11 protein-coding genes and 1 tRNA gene are annotated in these 15022 nt (G+C 44.6%); all 12 read left to right on the top strand.

All coding sequences use genetic code 11. From position 1 onward, the window contains the following. Positions 1 to 252 precede the first annotated feature (252 nt). The 12 genes from HQ29_RS04860 to HQ29_RS04915 all read left to right on the top strand — a co-directional run bounded on the left by HQ29_RS04860 (position 253) and on the right by HQ29_RS04915 (position 14990). Entirely contained in the window at positions 253 to 2913 is a 2661-nt protein-coding gene (locus tag HQ29_RS04860; RefSeq protein ID WP_036867982.1) for a 4-alpha-glucanotransferase, read from the top strand. Between the two features lie 797 nt (positions 2914 to 3710). Next, positions 3711 to 3784, top strand: a tRNA-Asn gene (locus tag HQ29_RS04865). Between the two features lie 95 nt (positions 3785 to 3879). Then, positions 3880 to 5160, top strand: a complete 1281-nt coding sequence (locus tag HQ29_RS04870) for a peptidase U32 family protein (protein WP_235318023.1) — start codon at positions 3880 to 3882, stop codon at positions 5158 to 5160. Positions 5161 to 5172: 12 nt separating this feature from the next. After that, positions 5173 to 5565 (top strand): acyl-CoA thioesterase, encoded by a 393-nt coding sequence (locus tag HQ29_RS04875; RefSeq protein WP_036791748.1) that lies wholly within the window; start codon positions 5173 to 5175, stop codon positions 5563 to 5565. Beyond that, positions 5562 to 6707: a DNA-processing protein DprA gene (gene dprA / locus HQ29_RS04880; RefSeq protein WP_052089833.1), complete on the top strand. Its 1146-nt coding sequence runs from the start codon at positions 5562 to 5564 to the stop codon at positions 6705 to 6707. The genes HQ29_RS04875 and dprA overlap by 4 nt, the downstream gene beginning before the upstream one ends. After that, positions 6649 to 8790: an alpha-L-fucosidase gene (locus HQ29_RS04885; protein WP_235318024.1), complete on the top strand. Its 2142-nt coding sequence runs from the start codon at positions 6649 to 6651 to the stop codon at positions 8788 to 8790. The genes dprA and HQ29_RS04885 overlap by 59 nt, the downstream gene beginning before the upstream one ends. Beyond that, positions 8775 to 9266 (top strand): hypothetical protein, encoded by a 492-nt coding sequence (locus HQ29_RS04890; protein WP_152565478.1) that lies wholly within the window; start codon positions 8775 to 8777, stop codon positions 9264 to 9266. The genes HQ29_RS04885 and HQ29_RS04890 overlap by 16 nt, the downstream gene beginning before the upstream one ends. 111 nt (positions 9267 to 9377) lie before the next feature. Continuing rightward, complete coding sequence (locus HQ29_RS04895) at positions 9378 to 10373, top strand: class II fructose-bisphosphate aldolase (RefSeq protein ID WP_036867986.1); 996 nt, start codon at positions 9378 to 9380, stop codon at positions 10371 to 10373. A gap of 183 nt (positions 10374 to 10556) precedes the next feature. Next, the gene (locus HQ29_RS04900; RefSeq protein WP_052089835.1) at positions 10557 to 12230 is read left to right on the top strand and encodes a dipeptidase; all 1674 of its coding nucleotides are present in this window, start codon (positions 10557 to 10559) and stop codon (positions 12228 to 12230) included. 840 nt (positions 12231 to 13070) lie between these two features. Continuing rightward, positions 13071 to 13787, top strand: coding sequence for a pyridoxine 5'-phosphate synthase (locus tag HQ29_RS04905; protein ID WP_036867987.1), 717 nt, complete (start codon positions 13071 to 13073; stop codon positions 13785 to 13787). 68 nt (positions 13788 to 13855) lie between these two features. Beyond that, on the top strand, positions 13856 to 14578 hold the full coding sequence (locus HQ29_RS04910) for a MotA/TolQ/ExbB proton channel family protein (protein WP_036791758.1): 723 nt from the start codon (positions 13856 to 13858) through the stop codon (positions 14576 to 14578). A gap of 4 nt (positions 14579 to 14582) precedes the next feature. Further along, positions 14583 to 14990, top strand: coding sequence for an ExbD/TolR family protein (locus HQ29_RS04915; protein WP_036791761.1), 408 nt, complete (start codon positions 14583 to 14585; stop codon positions 14988 to 14990). The last annotated feature ends 32 nt before the right edge of the window (positions 14991 to 15022 follow it).

Consider the following 15022-nt stretch of genomic DNA (forward strand, 5'->3'; position numbering starts at 1 on the left):
AACCGATTGTTTGTAATCGATTTCAGAAATCATATTTGTACCATGTAATTGCAATCTACTGTAAATCAGCATAGATTTGTTTTGAAGAAGGAAAGAGTCTTCAAATATTTATTATATCTGTTTTCCAAAATATCTCTTTCAAAGGAATATCCACAAACATTCAAGACCCTTCCTATCTCATCTGTTTTTAAGGTCTCTCCACGCTGAAATCGTGAATAAAAGGTATCTTTACGGAAGAAAAAAACAGATTTCATGCACCCTATTCATATCAAATTTGAGCTTTCCAAGAGAGTGGCAGACGGAGAAGATATTCGTCTGCGTGTTATTGAGGTAGTGAATGGTTCGATTGAGAGCCGGGATGCTACCTCTTTGTTGTTTATGCTCTCTCCTTTAGACCTTGACTTTTGGACGAGAACTCTTACCATAAATCCCTGTTCATCAGCCACGGAGATAGTGCTTAAATACAGCTACGAAGTTTATCGAAATGAGTCATTGGTCGATAGTGAAACATCCGGAGTTCACGAATTAAGACTTCCACTTAAGAGTGATATCGAGAGCTTTATAGTGAAAGACGACTGGCGTTGTTCTACATCTTTGGGGCTTCTTGATAACCAACTTTTCGATGTCATACTGCGTCCGAACGCTCCTCTTTCCTCTTTTGAAATGGAGGACGATGGCGTTTATTTCACTTTGCCGCTGCTTTTTTCGCCACTGGACGAAAGTCTGTATCTCGCAGGCAGTATAGAAGAACTGGGCTGTTGGAATCCGGAAGAGGCTCTGCCTTTTCGGCAAGTTGGGGGGCGGCTTATGGCACAAATCAGAGGAGGAGGGCAACCTTTTGAATACAAATTGATTGCAAAAGATCCTTTTGGCAGGGTCGAGTGGGAACTTTTAGATGGAAACAGAATCTTCAGAGCGGAGGAAAATCGTCCTCCTGTTCTTGTAAATCTCTCACTCCCAACGTTTCAATCCTTATCCCTTCCACGCATTTCGGGGACGGTGGTTCCTCTTTTTTCTCTGCGTACAGAAAGCTCTACCGGTATCGGGGACTTTGATGATCTCAAAACTCTTATCGATTGGGTAAAGCAGACCAAGCAGCAAGTGATACAGCTTCTTCCCATTTACGATACCAATTTTTCCTGTTCAGACGATAGGAACTACCCCTATAATGCCATCAGCACATTTGCTCTGAACCCGGTTTATCTATCGCTTAGGGGAATGGCCGGCAAGAGTCTGTTGCAGAAGTTGAAGAGATTCGACAAAAAAGATAAAGTGGCGTATTCTTCTGTTTTGTCTCTTAAAATGGAAGCGTATCGGCACCATTTTGAGCAGCTTACCTCCTCAAAAGAATGGATGACAGAGGCATATCTCTCCTTTTATGATGCTCATTCCGAAGATCTTCTGGAATATGCCTTGTTCAAGCTCTACTCTTCCGAACATCCGGGCAGGGCTGTTGCCGAATGGTGTGCCTATCCCACCTATCTGAAAGAGAAGACAAAGGGACGAACGGAGTGTCTCAGCCTGCCTTTGGAGCTGCATTACCACATCTATCTTCAATATCTTCTCTATGATCAACTGCTGGATGCCAAGGCTTATGCAACCGAAAATCGCATAGCCATAAAGGGAGATCTGCCCATCGGGATTGCACCCGACAGTGTGGATGCCTGGGTAAGACCTCATCTTCTCAATATGAACCTCAAGGCGGGAGCACCTCCCGACTTTTTTGCCACAGAGGGACAGTGCTGGGGTTTTCCTACTTATGACTGGAAGAGTATCGCTTTCGAGGAGTACAGATGGTGGACTAACAGGATGCAGTGTATGGCTCTCATCTATGATGCCATCAGGATAGATCATGTTTTGGGATTCTTTCGCATCTGGTCTGTTCCCGAATATACGGAGAATGCCTGCTGTGGTTACTTCGATCCTGCCATCCCTTTGGACAGCCACACCATAGCGCAGTATATCCCCGATATAGACATTGAAGCTCTTTCCCGACCGGTTGTTTCGGAAGAGCAAGCCCTTGCCATGTCGTCCAAAAAGGTGGTGAACGAGCTGGTCTCATCCGGTGTCTTGGAGAGAAGAGGGCAGGATCTTGTAATGTCCGATCCAAAATGTTCTCTTTCCTCTGCCACTCTCTCCGGCAAGGCAATTTCGTTAGCCGAAAAGATCAGAGGAGAGGCGCTGTTTATCAGAGACATGAACAACGGTCTGCATCCGAGGGTATTGCCGGAGCTTACAATGCGTTACGCTTCACTGTCCGGCGAAGAGAAGAGGGCTGTTTCGGCTCTTCACTACCACTACTATTACGAAAGAAATGATGAGCTTTGGTACAAGACGGCGCAGGAGAGACTGGATCGGCTTTCAAAAAGTTCAAGGATGCTGCTTTGCGGAGAAGATTTAGGCTTTATGAGCAATGCCGTTCCTCATGTTTTGAAGAAGTATAACATCTTGTCGCTCAATCTGCCTCGCATTTCTCGTAAACCCGAAGAAACGTTTATGACCTCTGCGGATGTGGAGTATCGAAATATTCTTTCCACCGGAACTCATGATATGCCAAGCCTTCGGAAATGGTGGGGAACCCTATCGCCTCAAGAGTACACGCAGCTCTTTCTTTCCATGACTCCGCTGCAGGGGCTGAACTATCTTTTCCAAGAGCCGATGGAGATGAGCGGAGTGGTAAATATGCTTGTGAAGATGCCGGCTCTTGCCGTGATTCTTCCCATACAGGATTGGTGGGCATTGACAGGCAAGTATGATCATGTCTCTCCCGATAGAGAGCAGATAAACTTTCCGGAAAATCCATCTCATGTATGGGACTATCGGATACCCGGCACACTTGAAGAGCTGCTTTCGGATAGGGAACTTACCAAAAAAATCACGAAAACAGTGGCATCGAGAAGTCATAACCTATAATTCCGAAAACGCTGTTTTTATATATTCCATCCCGAGAAAAAAGAGCTTTTTTCTTGCTCTCTATTTTGCTTGAAGGGGGCGTTTTCAGAGCGCGACCGAACTGTTAAATTTGGGTCGTTTTATTAACACAAATTCCGATACCTGTTAAGCAAAAACAGTAAACAAGTATATTCTTTCGGCTTAACGTGTTTAATTTTTCAGTGAACACGTTTAGTGATTTCATTAAACACGTTTACCGGATTCGATTAACGTGTTTAGCCAAAGACATCAAAACGCTAATAATCAGCCATCTACCTGTTTTTGCCCTAAAAAGACCCTGAAAAGGCAGATTTCTTTATTAGGAAACGTTTACAGGAAGGGGTGTTAAAATTCACACCAATTAACGCAAAAACAGCCCGTGAAAACGACCAAGAGGAGAAAAGTTCGCAAATTCGAGATCTCTTGTATCTATTTTGTTATTAGCTTATTAGGGTGCCTTAGGTGGAATTGATGCTTTAATTCTCTATATCAAAACGGCTCTTTGAGGAGATTTGTAGCCATTCTGTTTTTATATAAAAGCTCCTCTCGGCTGCGATTGTTTTATAGAGAAATTCTTTTTGTCTCACCTCTTTGATTTTTTATTTGACAGACTGGAAAATCTGTGAGAGATCAGGAAAAGATCCGGGCATGAAAAACAGCTCTTTTTTTTCCTATTGCAGTGAAAAAATCTTCTGTTTCGGGCAGAGGAGGAGCATTGCTATTGCAGGAACGAAAATTTGTACTAAATTTGCACCTGCTTTCCGATAAATTCTTGAAACTCTTCCTTAGCTCAGTCGGTTAGAGCATCTGACTGTTAATCAGAGGGTCCTTGGTTCAAGTCCAAGAGGAAGAGCTCACAAAAGCCTTATAGACAATACTGTCTGTAAGGCTTTTTTCTTTGGTATGTGGTCTGGAAAGAAACCCTAAAAATTAGTAACTTTGCGATATATGAATGCAGATACAAGACCTCGTTTGGAGGATTTAGAAATAATGGCTCCCGTGGGCGGCTTTGAAGCTCTTCACGCTGCGATACAGGGAGGAGCGGACTCCGTCTACTTCGGTATTCAGGGATTGAATATGAGAAGTAACTCTTCCCGAAGTTTTCAGAACGAAGATCTGAAAGAGGTTGTCCGCCTTTGCAAGGAGAAGGGAGTGAAAACCTATCTCACGGTCAATACAATCATATACGACTCGGATATGCATCTGCTGCACTCCATAATAGATGCAGCGAAAGAGGCGGATGTCTCTGCCATCATCGCTTCCGATGTCGCGGCCATGCAGTATGCCTTTTCAAAAGGAGTGGAGGTGCATCTCTCCACTCAGCTCAATATCACCAATGTGGAGGCGTTGAAGTTTTACTCCCATTTTGCCGATGTGGTCGTGTTGGCACGAGAGCTTAATCTGGACCAAGTCCGTCATATTTATGATGAGATCATAAGACAGGATATTCGAGGTCCCAAAGGCGAGCTTGTCCGCATAGAGATGTTTGCACACGGAGCTTTGTGTATGGCTGTGAGTGGAAAGTGTTACCTTAGCCTGCATGAGAAAAACCTTTCCGCAAACAGAGGAGCCTGCAATCAGATTTGCCGCAGGCAGTACACCGTGAAAGATAAAGAGGATGGTATAGAGATGGATATAGACAACCAATATATCATGTCCCCCAAAGACCTGAAGACCATCCACTTTATGAACAAAATGATAGACGCCGGAGTGAGAGTCTTTAAGATAGAAGGACGCGCACGCGGTCCGGAGTATGTCCGTACCGTGACCGAGTGTTATCGTGAAGCGTTACAGGCTTACTGCAACGGAGAGTTTACGCAGGAGAAGATAGATGGCTGGGATTACAGATTGGAACAAGTCTTCAACAGAGGATTTTGGGATGGTTACTATCTAGGACAGAAGCTCGGAGAGTGGACACACTCTTACGGCTCTTCCGCCACAAGAGTAAAGGTCTATGTGGCAAAAGTAACCAAGTATTTCAGTAATCTTTCAGTTGCGGAGGTCGAGGTGGAAAGCAGTGCCGTCTCCGTGGGAGAGGAGTTGGTGATCACCGGACCTACGACAGGTGCTGTCTTTGTCGTGGCTGAAGATATAAGGGTAGATCTCAAGAGCGTCGACAAAGCGGAGAAAGGCGAACGTTTCAGTATAAAAGTACCGGAAAAGGTACGTCCGGGAGATAGAATGTATGCCATGAGAATGAAGCAGGATTCCGGCTCCCGATTCAAATAAACAGTAGAAGTTATGAGCGAAATCGTTTACGAATTGGAGTTTAAGGTCAGAGACTACGAGTGCGATCTGCAAGGTGTGGTAAACAATGCACGTTATCTTCATTATATGGAGCATACCCGGCATGAATATCTGGAGACGTTTGAAGAGAGTTTTAGCCGTATGCACGATGAAGGATTGGACGCTTTCGTGGTGAAGATAGAGGTGGAATACAAAAAGTCTCTTCGGAGTGGAGATCATTTCAAGGTAACTCTTCGTAAAGAACGATCCGGCGCTCAGATGATCTTCTATCAAGATATTACATCTTTGGACGGCTCTGTAATACACTCCAAAGGGAGAGTACATGTCGCTATCGTAAAGGATGGAAGACTTACTCGTGGAGAGTATTTCGATACCTTGTTCGGATGATACTGACGGAGGAACAGAAAGCTTTACTGGCTTTGAGCTGTGTGGATGGAGTAGGACCGGTGATAGCTCACTCCCTGCTCGATCTGTGCGGATCGGCTACCGATATTTGGAATAAAGGGAAAGAGGAACTGCTTCGTCTGGATGGAGTAGGACCGAAGTTGGCATCCGCTATATACGATGGTCAAGCACTTCTCAAGGCTCAGGAAGAGCTGGATCTGCTTCGGAAAAATGACAGGATAAACCTCTGCTTCAGTAGCGATGATGTTTATCCTGCTCTTTTGAAAGGGTGCGTGGATGCGCCTCTGCTTTTATACTATTATGGTAAACTCCCCGAACCGAATGCCCCATGGATAAGCATCGTGGGGAGTAGAAGCTGTACGGGATATGGAGAGAGCATGGTGGATAAGATCGTAAAAGCCGTTGCCGAAAGCAATCCGAACGCTGTCATTGTAAGCGGACTGGCATACGGGATCGATATTTTGGCACACAGGGCAGCTCTTAAATATGGTCTTAAAACATTGGCAGTGCTTGCGCATGGGCTTCATACTCTTTATCCGGCAGTCCACAGACGGGATGCCGAGAATATCATACAGGCAGGAGGAGCAGTGATAACCGAGTATCCGTACTACACAAAGGCTTTACCTGCAAGATTTTTGGCTCGTAACAGGATCATTGCAGGCTTGTCTCATGCTACAGTTGTCGTTGAAAGTGCTACGAAAGGAGGCTCTTTGGTTACGGCAGACTTGGCTTTCTCTTATTCGCGTTCTGTGTTTGCCGTCCCCGGTAGAGTGGGAGATATGCTCTCTTCGGGCTGTAACGAACTTATCTCTCAGCAGAAAGCTTCGATCTTTTGTTCAGCTGAAGAGATGCTGACAGAAATAGGTTGGGATAGCTTAAAGGAAGGTAAAAGTAAAGTTATTCAACAATCTATTGGTATATTTGCAGATATACCGGAGGAATTAAAGAGTAGCAGATACTACTCTCTACTCAAAGAGAGAGAGGAATGTACGATGGAAGATATCTCTTTGATACTGGGCATCCCAATCCATGTAGCGTCTGCCGAACTCTTTGAACTCGAACTTAATGGATATCTTAGAAGCAAGCCCGGAGGAATATACGAGCTTGAATCTCAATACAGATAGAGTGATGCGTTTTAACCTTGCCATATTATCATTATTGTTGCTCTCTTCTTCCGTTGTTAAGGCTCAGACGGAGTGGAAAGATGATGCGTTCTCCATGTTTATTCACTATGGACTTTACTCTATACCTGCCGGCGTTTGGAATGGAGAGAAAGTAGAGTCCGGTTATTCCGAACAGATATTAAGCTTTGGAGTGCATTTCTCGGACTGGTATGAGGCTTTTGCCGAACAGTTCGATGCTAAAGATTTCAATCCTGACGAGATAGTCCGGCTGGCTAAATCCGCAGGCATGAGAAGCATCGTGATTACAGCAAAACATCATGACGGGTTTTGTCTATTCGGTTCAGACTACACTTCTTACGATGTAATGGATGCCACTCCGGCAAAGAGAGATCTTATCGGAGAGCTTGCAGAGGCATGTCATAAGCAGGGAATGCGTTTCGGTATCTATTTTTCTCTGATAGACTGGAACTTTCCCGGTGCTATGCCAATCTCTTCACACAATGCAGATCCTATTACCATCCTGCATCTCGAGTACAATAAAAAGCAGGTAACGGAGCTTCTGACCAAGTATGGAAAGGTGGATGAACTCTGGTTCGACATGGGGTCACTAACGACAGAACAGAGTCGCGAACTGTATAATCTCGTACATCAATTGCAGCCGGAGTGTATGGTTAGCGGTAGAGTGGGGAACGACCAAGCGGATTTTTCCGTAATGGCAGACAATGAATACCCCAACTACTCCATAGTGAAACCATGGCAGACGGCAGCATCCATGTTCAACGAAACATGGGGATACCGTTCGTGGCAAGAGAGAGGAGAGGTCGCAGATAAGGTTAATGAGAAATTTCTCTCCTTGGTAAAAGTGCTCGCAAGAGGAGGAAAGTATCTGCTCAATATCGGACCTATGGGAAGCGGATCTTTAGTGCCTTTTGAAGTAGAGGTCTTGAAAGAGATGGGAAAGCGCACTGCCGTTTATCAAGAAGCTCTGTATGGTGTTCAGGCAGCTCCTTTTTCTTTGGAGGATAAGTCTTATTTGGCTACTGCAAAAGGAGGAAAGAGCATTTATCTGTTTGTCCCGACCTCTTCGGATATGAGAGATAAGCGGATACAGGATATTCTTCTTCCTGCTCATCGAGGAGATATAAAGAGGGTTACACTGCTTAATGGTGAAGGGAAAGAAGAGCGTCTCTCTTATTCTCGTCTTCAAGACGGATCGGTAAGATTGGCTTTACGAGCTCCTCTTCATCCGTTAGAATATCCGGTGATGGTGATTAAAGTAGAGTATAAGAGAGGTTATGACTATACTCCGAAAAGCTCTATACGACAACCGGAAGAAGTACTTTCTTATGCCAATGCCGAGTATCTCAACAGCCATTCGTCATTGGACTACTATTGCGGATACCGCAGTGTTATCGGTTATAAATGGAATACTCCCTATCTGAATAAGAAAGAAAGTTGTCTATTGCTTTCATATCCTCTTGAAGATAAAGGCAAAAGCATTCGTCTTGTTACTTCAAAAGGAGCAAAGGAGATTGTTTTGGCAGAAGGAAAAAACCTTTCTGTTTCCACACCAAAATATTTGCTTGGTAAAGCAAGACGGAAGATAGCTTATGGTGTATTCGGAGCACCTGTAACGGATAATGGTGAATGGGAAGAGGTAGAAGAGGTTATGGATATGAATTATCCTCTACGCCCAAGAAGAGCAGTGGCTTTGGATGTGCCCATAACCGTATATGACGATACCATACTGCCTATAAACCTTTCTTATAAAGATGGTTTGATGGTTTACTTGAACGGAGAGTACGTTTATGGAAATATTAAAAGAGATCTCACAGAACCCTTTAGCGATTTATTACTTTTGAGGATTCCTAAAGGTACTCACCGACTCTTATTCAAAGTGTACAACAGGTTTGGAAAAGCCGCTGTCCTCAGATGGAATATTCCTGAAAATGTATCTCTGTTGCAACAGAAAGTTTTGACGGATTCTCCAACCTCTTTTATCCGGTTGGAAGGAACAGACAGACTGAAGGCTTCTCCCGCTTTATTGCAAAATGTGAGCATACGACAATGTCAAGAGAAATAATTCATAACAGATGGAGGATGCCGATAGCCTTTTGGCTTTTATTGCTCAATCTGATTTTGGTTGGGTGTTCCTCTAATACCGTCTATGATGAAAAGCTCTCTTCCAACAACAGGTCTTACAATGTCCGTATAGAGATATGGATGCACGGAGAGGGTTTCATGTTTTACGGAGATATGTCCGACCTGACCGCTTTAGATGAAAACGGCTTATTCGTTCGCAGAACATACGACGGGCTTGCCCTGCCTGTTGATAAGACTGTGAGGTTAAATATTACTCAACCCATCATTATTAACGGATATGTCTACCAGAAAGACGCAGAAGTGTTGTTCGGACAGGCAAAAATCTCACTGATAGATGTCGAAACCAAAGAGGTTATCAAGGAGGAGTTAAAAGTCATAAACAAGTATTTGGGATCGAGCAATACGAAAGAGCGACAGCAGGAAATCTCCCGGATTTCCCTGGTTCTTTCTCCTTGAAAACGGGAAAGAAATAGGGCTTATAAAGATTAGTACAGTTCGCTAAGAATATTTACTTTTGTACTCGAATAGTACGCTATTCGAGTATGTATCCATAAACATTAAAATATCATGGTAAATTACAAAGATCTTGGCTTGGTAAATACAAGAGAAATGTTTGCTAAAGCCGTTGATGGAGGGTATGCTATACCTGCTTTCAACTTCAATAATCTGGAGCAGCTTCAGGCTATTGTTCAAGCAGCATCAGAGACAAACTCTCCGGTAATCTTGCAAGTATCCAGCGGTGCTCGCAAATATGCCAACCAAACACTACTACGTTATCTTGCTCAAGGTGCGGTAGAATATGCAAAAGAGCTTGGTTGTAAGAATCCTCAGATTGCTCTTCACCTTGACCACGGAGACTCTTTTGAATTGTGTAAAAACTGTATCGAGATGGGCTTTTCTTCTGTCATGATCGATGGTTCTCACCTTCCTTACGAAGAAAATGTGGCTCTGACCAAGAAGGTTGTAGAGTATGCTCATCAGTTCGACGTAACCGTTGAGGGCGAACTTGGTGTTCTTGCCGGAGTGGAAGACGATGTCGTTGCAGAGCATCACACTTATACTCGTCCCGAAGAGGTTGTGGATTTCGTAACAAAGACAGGCGTGGACTCTCTTGCCATCTCTATCGGAACATCTCACGGAGCCAACAAGTTTACTCCGGAGCAGTGTACACGCAATGAAGATGGTCTTTTGGTGCCTCCTCCTCTCCGTTTCGATATTCTTGAAGAGATTGAAAAGCGCATACCGGGATTCCCTATCGTGCTACACGGATCATCTTCCGTTCCACAAGATAAGGTTGCCACTATCAACAAGTATGGCGGTCAGCTGAAGGATGCCATCGGTATTCCTGAAGATCAGTTGCGTCATGCCGCAGGTTCTGCCGTATGTAAGATCAACATCGACTCCGATGGTCGTCTTGCAATGACAGCTGCAGTGAGAGAAGTATTCGCGAAATCTCCGGCTGAGTTTGACCCAAGAAAATATCTCGGACCTGCTCGCGACAGTTTGAAAGAGCTTTACAAGCACAAGATCGAAAACGTTCTCGGATCCAACAACAAGATCTGATAGAGTAGAGCGATCTCTATAAACAGAGGGTAAAATGGTTTTAACAGACCATTTTACCCTTTTTTCTTACCCCGTTTGGACTTTTTTTGGTATGTTTGTAGGCTGAGATTTTCGGGTAATAACCGTGAAAATCTCGGTTTGAATAGTTTTATTTGGCATTTTAGTAACCATATACAGATACTTATGAACTTTAGATCAAAACTACTGACCCTTGTTGCGGTCTTGGCTTGTACATCCGGGTCATACATTGCGGAAGCGTGTACCGGACTTATTGTAGGGCGAAAAGCATCGGCGGATGGCTCTGTCATCATCTCCTATTCGGCAGACAGCCATGTGCTTTACGGTGAACTTTACCACTGGGATGCTCGTAAATGGGCGCCCAATTCACGTTTAAACATTGTGGAATGGGATACCGGAAAACCATCGGGACACAGCATCCCGCAAGTGGCTCAGACTTATAACGTTGTGGGTAATATGAATGAAAAGCAGGTTGCCATCACGGAAAGTACTTTTGGTGGCCGCGAAGAGCTTGTGAATCCGGAGGGAATCATGGACTACGGCAGCCTTATCTACGTAACGCTTCAACGTGCCGCATCTGCTCGCGAAGCCATAGACATTATGGGTAAGCTTGTGGAAGAGTACGGCTATTGCAGTAGTGGAGAGAGCTACTCTATCGCAGACAAAAATGAAGTGTGGGTGATGGAGATGATCGGTAAAGGTCCCGGACGCAAAGGCGCAGTATGGGTTGCCATTCGCATTCCGGACGATTGTATCTCCGGACATGCCAATCAAGCACGTATCCAAAACATTCCTTTCGCAGACAAAGAAAACTGTGTGTACTCGAAGGATGTAGTCTCTTTCGCTCGTGAAAAAGGCTATTTCAAGGGAAAAGATAGCGAGTTCAGCTTCCAAAAGGCATATGCACCTTACGACTTTGGTGCTCTTCGTGGTTGTGAAGCACGTGTTTGGAGCTTTTTCAACCGCTTTGTGGACGGAATGGATAAGTATCTTCCTTTCGTAATGGGACAGGAGATGGATGCCACTCCAATGCCTCTATACATGAAGCCTAACCGCAAAGTGTCCGTACAAGACGTACAAAACATGATGCGCGACCACTACGAAGACACTCCCATGGATATGACCAAGGATGTGGGTGCAGGTCCTTACGCTTGTCCTTATCGCTGGAGACCTATGCACTTTGAAGTGGAAGGCAAGCAGTATCTGAACGAAAGAGCCATCGCCACACAGCAGACAGGATTTGTGCTTGTAGCACAACTTCGCAACTATCTTCCCGACTACGTAGGTGGCGTGCTTTGGTTCGGAGTGGACGATGCCGATATGTGCGTGTTCACTCCACAGTATTGCTCTATCACATCTGTACCGGACTGCTTCAAGGTGGGCAATGGTGATCTTCTCGAATTTTCGTGGACATCTGCTTTCTGGATGCACAACTGGGTGGCAAACATGGCTTATCACAAGTACAGTTATATGATAAAGGATATTCGCAAGGTTCAGGGTGAGCTCGAAAACAAATTCTTTGCAATGCAGCCGATGATCGAGAAATATGCGATGGAGCTTGCCAAGAACGGCTCTGAAAAGGATGCGGTAGAGTTTTTGACCAATTACTCTACAACTGAGGCAAATGGCGCAACAGCTCGCTGGAGAAAGCTGGGTGAATATCTCGTGGTGAAGTATATCGACGGCAACGTGAAGAAGGAAAAAGATGGTAAGTTTGAGCGTACGGCGGACAACTATCCCGTATCTCCAAGCCAACCGGGATACGATCCTAACTTCTACAAAGCCATTGCAGAGAATGCCGGAGACCGACTCTTGGTGGGACCTGCCAAGACCAAATAAAAACTCCGTACTCATTCACGGAGAAAAAGGAGTATTATGCGACCGATCTCTTTATGGGGATCGGTCGTTTTTTTATGCCCGGCAAAGAGGTCATTTTTATATATTCCATCCCACGCTCCAAAGCTCTCTCTATTTTGATCGGAGGGGTCGTTTTCAGAGCACGAGCGAATTGTTAAATTTGGGCTGTTTTATTAACACTATTTTCGATACCTGTTCATTAAAAACAGTAAACGAGCATATTTTGTCGGCTTAACGTGTTTAATTTTTCAGTAAACACGTTTACCGATTTCATTAAACACGTTTACCGGATTCGATTAACGTGTTTAGCCAAAACCATCAAACTGCTAAATATCAATAGATTACCTGTTTTTGCCCTAAAATACCCCTAAAAAGGGAGATTTCTTTATTAGGAAACGTTTACAGAGATGGGTGTTAAATTTCATGCTTATTAACGCGAAAAAGCCCCATCAAACGGACTGAAGAAAAATTTTTCCCAAATTCGGGCTGATTTATATCCTGTTGGTTGTGAGTGGTTTCAAGATTTCAGGGAGATGAAAACCGGTGATGAGACATTTTTCTCACCCTTCCGGAGAGGGTCGGGAGGAAGTCTGTTTTTATATAAAAGTGCACGAAAAGAGTCGGTAAAATTTGTTCTCATTTTCGCTCTTTGGGATCCGAAAAATAGAATGAAAATGTGATGAAGACCATAAAAATAGCTTGAAAGTGATGAGTATTCGAGATATAAAGAGTATTTTTGTGTGGATCGCAGGATGCCTTCCCTCTTCCGATGCTAAAAGGGAAGAGCGTGGCTCCGTATCGGCTTTATAGAAAAGAAATAAGATGACCAGACTAAGTGTAAATATCAATAAGATAGCAACTCTGCGAAATTCGAGAGGCGGTAATAATCCGGATCTGTTGAAAGTGTGCAAGGATGTGGAAAGATGGGGCGCGGAAGGGATTACCGTTCACCCTCGTCCGGATGAGAGACACATCAGATACCGCGATGTGTATGATCTTAAAGAGATCGTTACGGAAGAGTTCAATATAGAGGGTTATCCCTCACCGGAGTTTGTCCGTCTTGTCTCCGAAGTTTGTCCTGCACAAGTAACATTGGTACCGGATCCGCCGGGGGCACTCACCAGCAATGCCGGATGGCGTGTGGCAGAAAACATGGAGTTCCTGAAAGAGGTGGTGGCACACTTTAAGTCTTTGGGCATACGCACTTCCATCTTTGTGGATACGGACTTGGACAACATCCGAGAAGCCGCCAAGACCGGCACGGACAGGGTGGAGCTGTACACAGAACCTTATGCCGCCGGCTATGCAAAAGATAGAGACGCTGCCGTGCAGCCCTTTTTCGAAGCTGCAAAAGTGGCTCACGAAGTTGGTTTGGAGCTGAATGCCGGACACGACTTAAGCCTTGAGAATCTCAGATTTTTTGCTCAAAAGGTGCCTCACTTGGTGGAAGTCTCCATCGGTCATGCTCTTATCTGCGATGCCTTGTATATGGGATTGGAGAAGAGTATTGCTTCCTATTTGGAGTGTCTTAAAGTTTAAGCCTCCGCGCTATTGCAATCAAAAGAAACAGTAATCATAAAACAACTATAAAATAAAAGATAAATCGGATGAACATTTATTCTATTTTAGCACAAGTACAGCCGGGTTCCATGCCGGATCTGTCCGGTACAACCGAAGGAGCTGCAGCAGCCATGCCGGTGGCTCCGGAGTCTTTGAGTCTTCTCGATCTGGCTATGAAAGGCGGTCCTATCATGATCGTTCTTCTGTTGCTCTCTATATTGGCTATCTATCTTTTCATAGAGAGATACTTGGTGATACGCAAAGCCGCACGCACCAACCATACATTCATGAACCAGATAAGGGACTATATGAAAGAGGGTAAGATATCTTCCGCTCTTTCGCTCTGTGAAGCAGAGGGAACACCCGGTGCAAGAATGATTCAGAAAGGAATACAGCGTCTCGGCAGACCGATGCAGGACCTCTCCGTTGCTGTGGAAAATGTCGGCAACATCGAGATTGCGAAGCTGGAGAAGGGACTTCCACTGCTTGCCACGGTAGCGGCAGGAGCTCCGATGATCGGTTTTCTTGGAACGGTTACAGGGATGATTCACGCTTTCTTTGATATGGCTTCTGCCGGAAACAATGTGAATATATCTCTTCTCTCTTCCGGTATCTACGAAGCATTGGTAACCACTGTGGGTGGTCTTATTGTCGGTATCATCTGTCTGTTTGCATACAATCACCTCGTGTATAGAATAGACCACGTGGTAACCAAGAGCGAGACTCAGGCTCTTGAGTTTATGGATATGCTGAACGAACCTATCAAGTAATGGCATGAAACTAAAAAGAAAAGCGAAGGTCGTAGAGATATTTAGCATGGCTTCCATGACGGATGTCATCTTTTTGCTACTGATATTCTTTATGGTTACTTCCACGCTTGTCATGCCCAATGCTCTTAAAGTGCTTTTGCCGCAGAGCAATCAACAGACAGCCGTGAAGACCCCCACCAGAATAACGATAGACAAAGAGCTGCGCTACTATGTAACCATGAAGAATGGAGAAGACAGGGAAGTGGGCTACGACGAACTCAAAGCATACATCGACGGAGAGCTTTCGGAAGATCCGGATTTCTTTGTCGCACTCTATGCAGACGAGAGCATTCCCTACGGAGAAGTGGTGAAGATCCTCAACATTGCGGTGGAGAAGAAGTTTAAGATGGTAATGGCGACAAGGCCGCTCTGACTTAATGAAAAAAGATAATAGGAGATAGTTAT

It is taken from the genome of Porphyromonas canoris (assembly GCF_000765975.1).
Lineage (GTDB): Bacteria > Bacteroidota > Bacteroidia > Bacteroidales > Porphyromonadaceae > Porphyromonas_A > Porphyromonas_A canoris.

Excerpts from the sequence above, each read along its gene's own strand:
- HQ29_RS04915 (WP_036791761.1), top strand. The coding sequence starts at position 14,583 with ATGAAACTAAAAAGAAAAGCGAAGGTCGTAGAGATATTTAGCATGGCT.
- HQ29_RS04900 (WP_052089835.1), top strand. The coding sequence starts at position 10,557 with ATGAACTTTAGATCAAAACTACTGACCCTTGTTGCGGTCTTGGCTTGT.
- HQ29_RS04895 (WP_036867986.1), top strand. The coding sequence starts at position 9,378 with ATGGTAAATTACAAAGATCTTGGCTTGGTAAATACAAGAGAAATGTTT.
- HQ29_RS04860 (WP_036867982.1), top strand. The coding sequence starts at position 253 with ATGCACCCTATTCATATCAAATTTGAGCTTTCCAAGAGAGTGGCAGAC.
- HQ29_RS04870 (WP_235318023.1), top strand. The coding sequence starts at position 3,880 with ATGAATGCAGATACAAGACCTCGTTTGGAGGATTTAGAAATAATGGCT.
- HQ29_RS04905 (WP_036867987.1), top strand. The coding sequence starts at position 13,071 with ATGACCAGACTAAGTGTAAATATCAATAAGATAGCAACTCTGCGAAAT.
- dprA (WP_052089833.1), top strand. The coding sequence starts at position 5,562 with ATGATACTGACGGAGGAACAGAAAGCTTTACTGGCTTTGAGCTGTGTG.
- HQ29_RS04885 (WP_235318024.1), top strand. The coding sequence starts at position 6,649 with ATGGATATCTTAGAAGCAAGCCCGGAGGAATATACGAGCTTGAATCTC.
- HQ29_RS04910 (WP_036791758.1), top strand. The coding sequence starts at position 13,856 with ATGAACATTTATTCTATTTTAGCACAAGTACAGCCGGGTTCCATGCCG.
- HQ29_RS04875 (WP_036791748.1), top strand. The coding sequence starts at position 5,173 with ATGAGCGAAATCGTTTACGAATTGGAGTTTAAGGTCAGAGACTACGAG.
- HQ29_RS04890 (WP_152565478.1), top strand. The coding sequence starts at position 8,775 with ATGTCAAGAGAAATAATTCATAACAGATGGAGGATGCCGATAGCCTTT.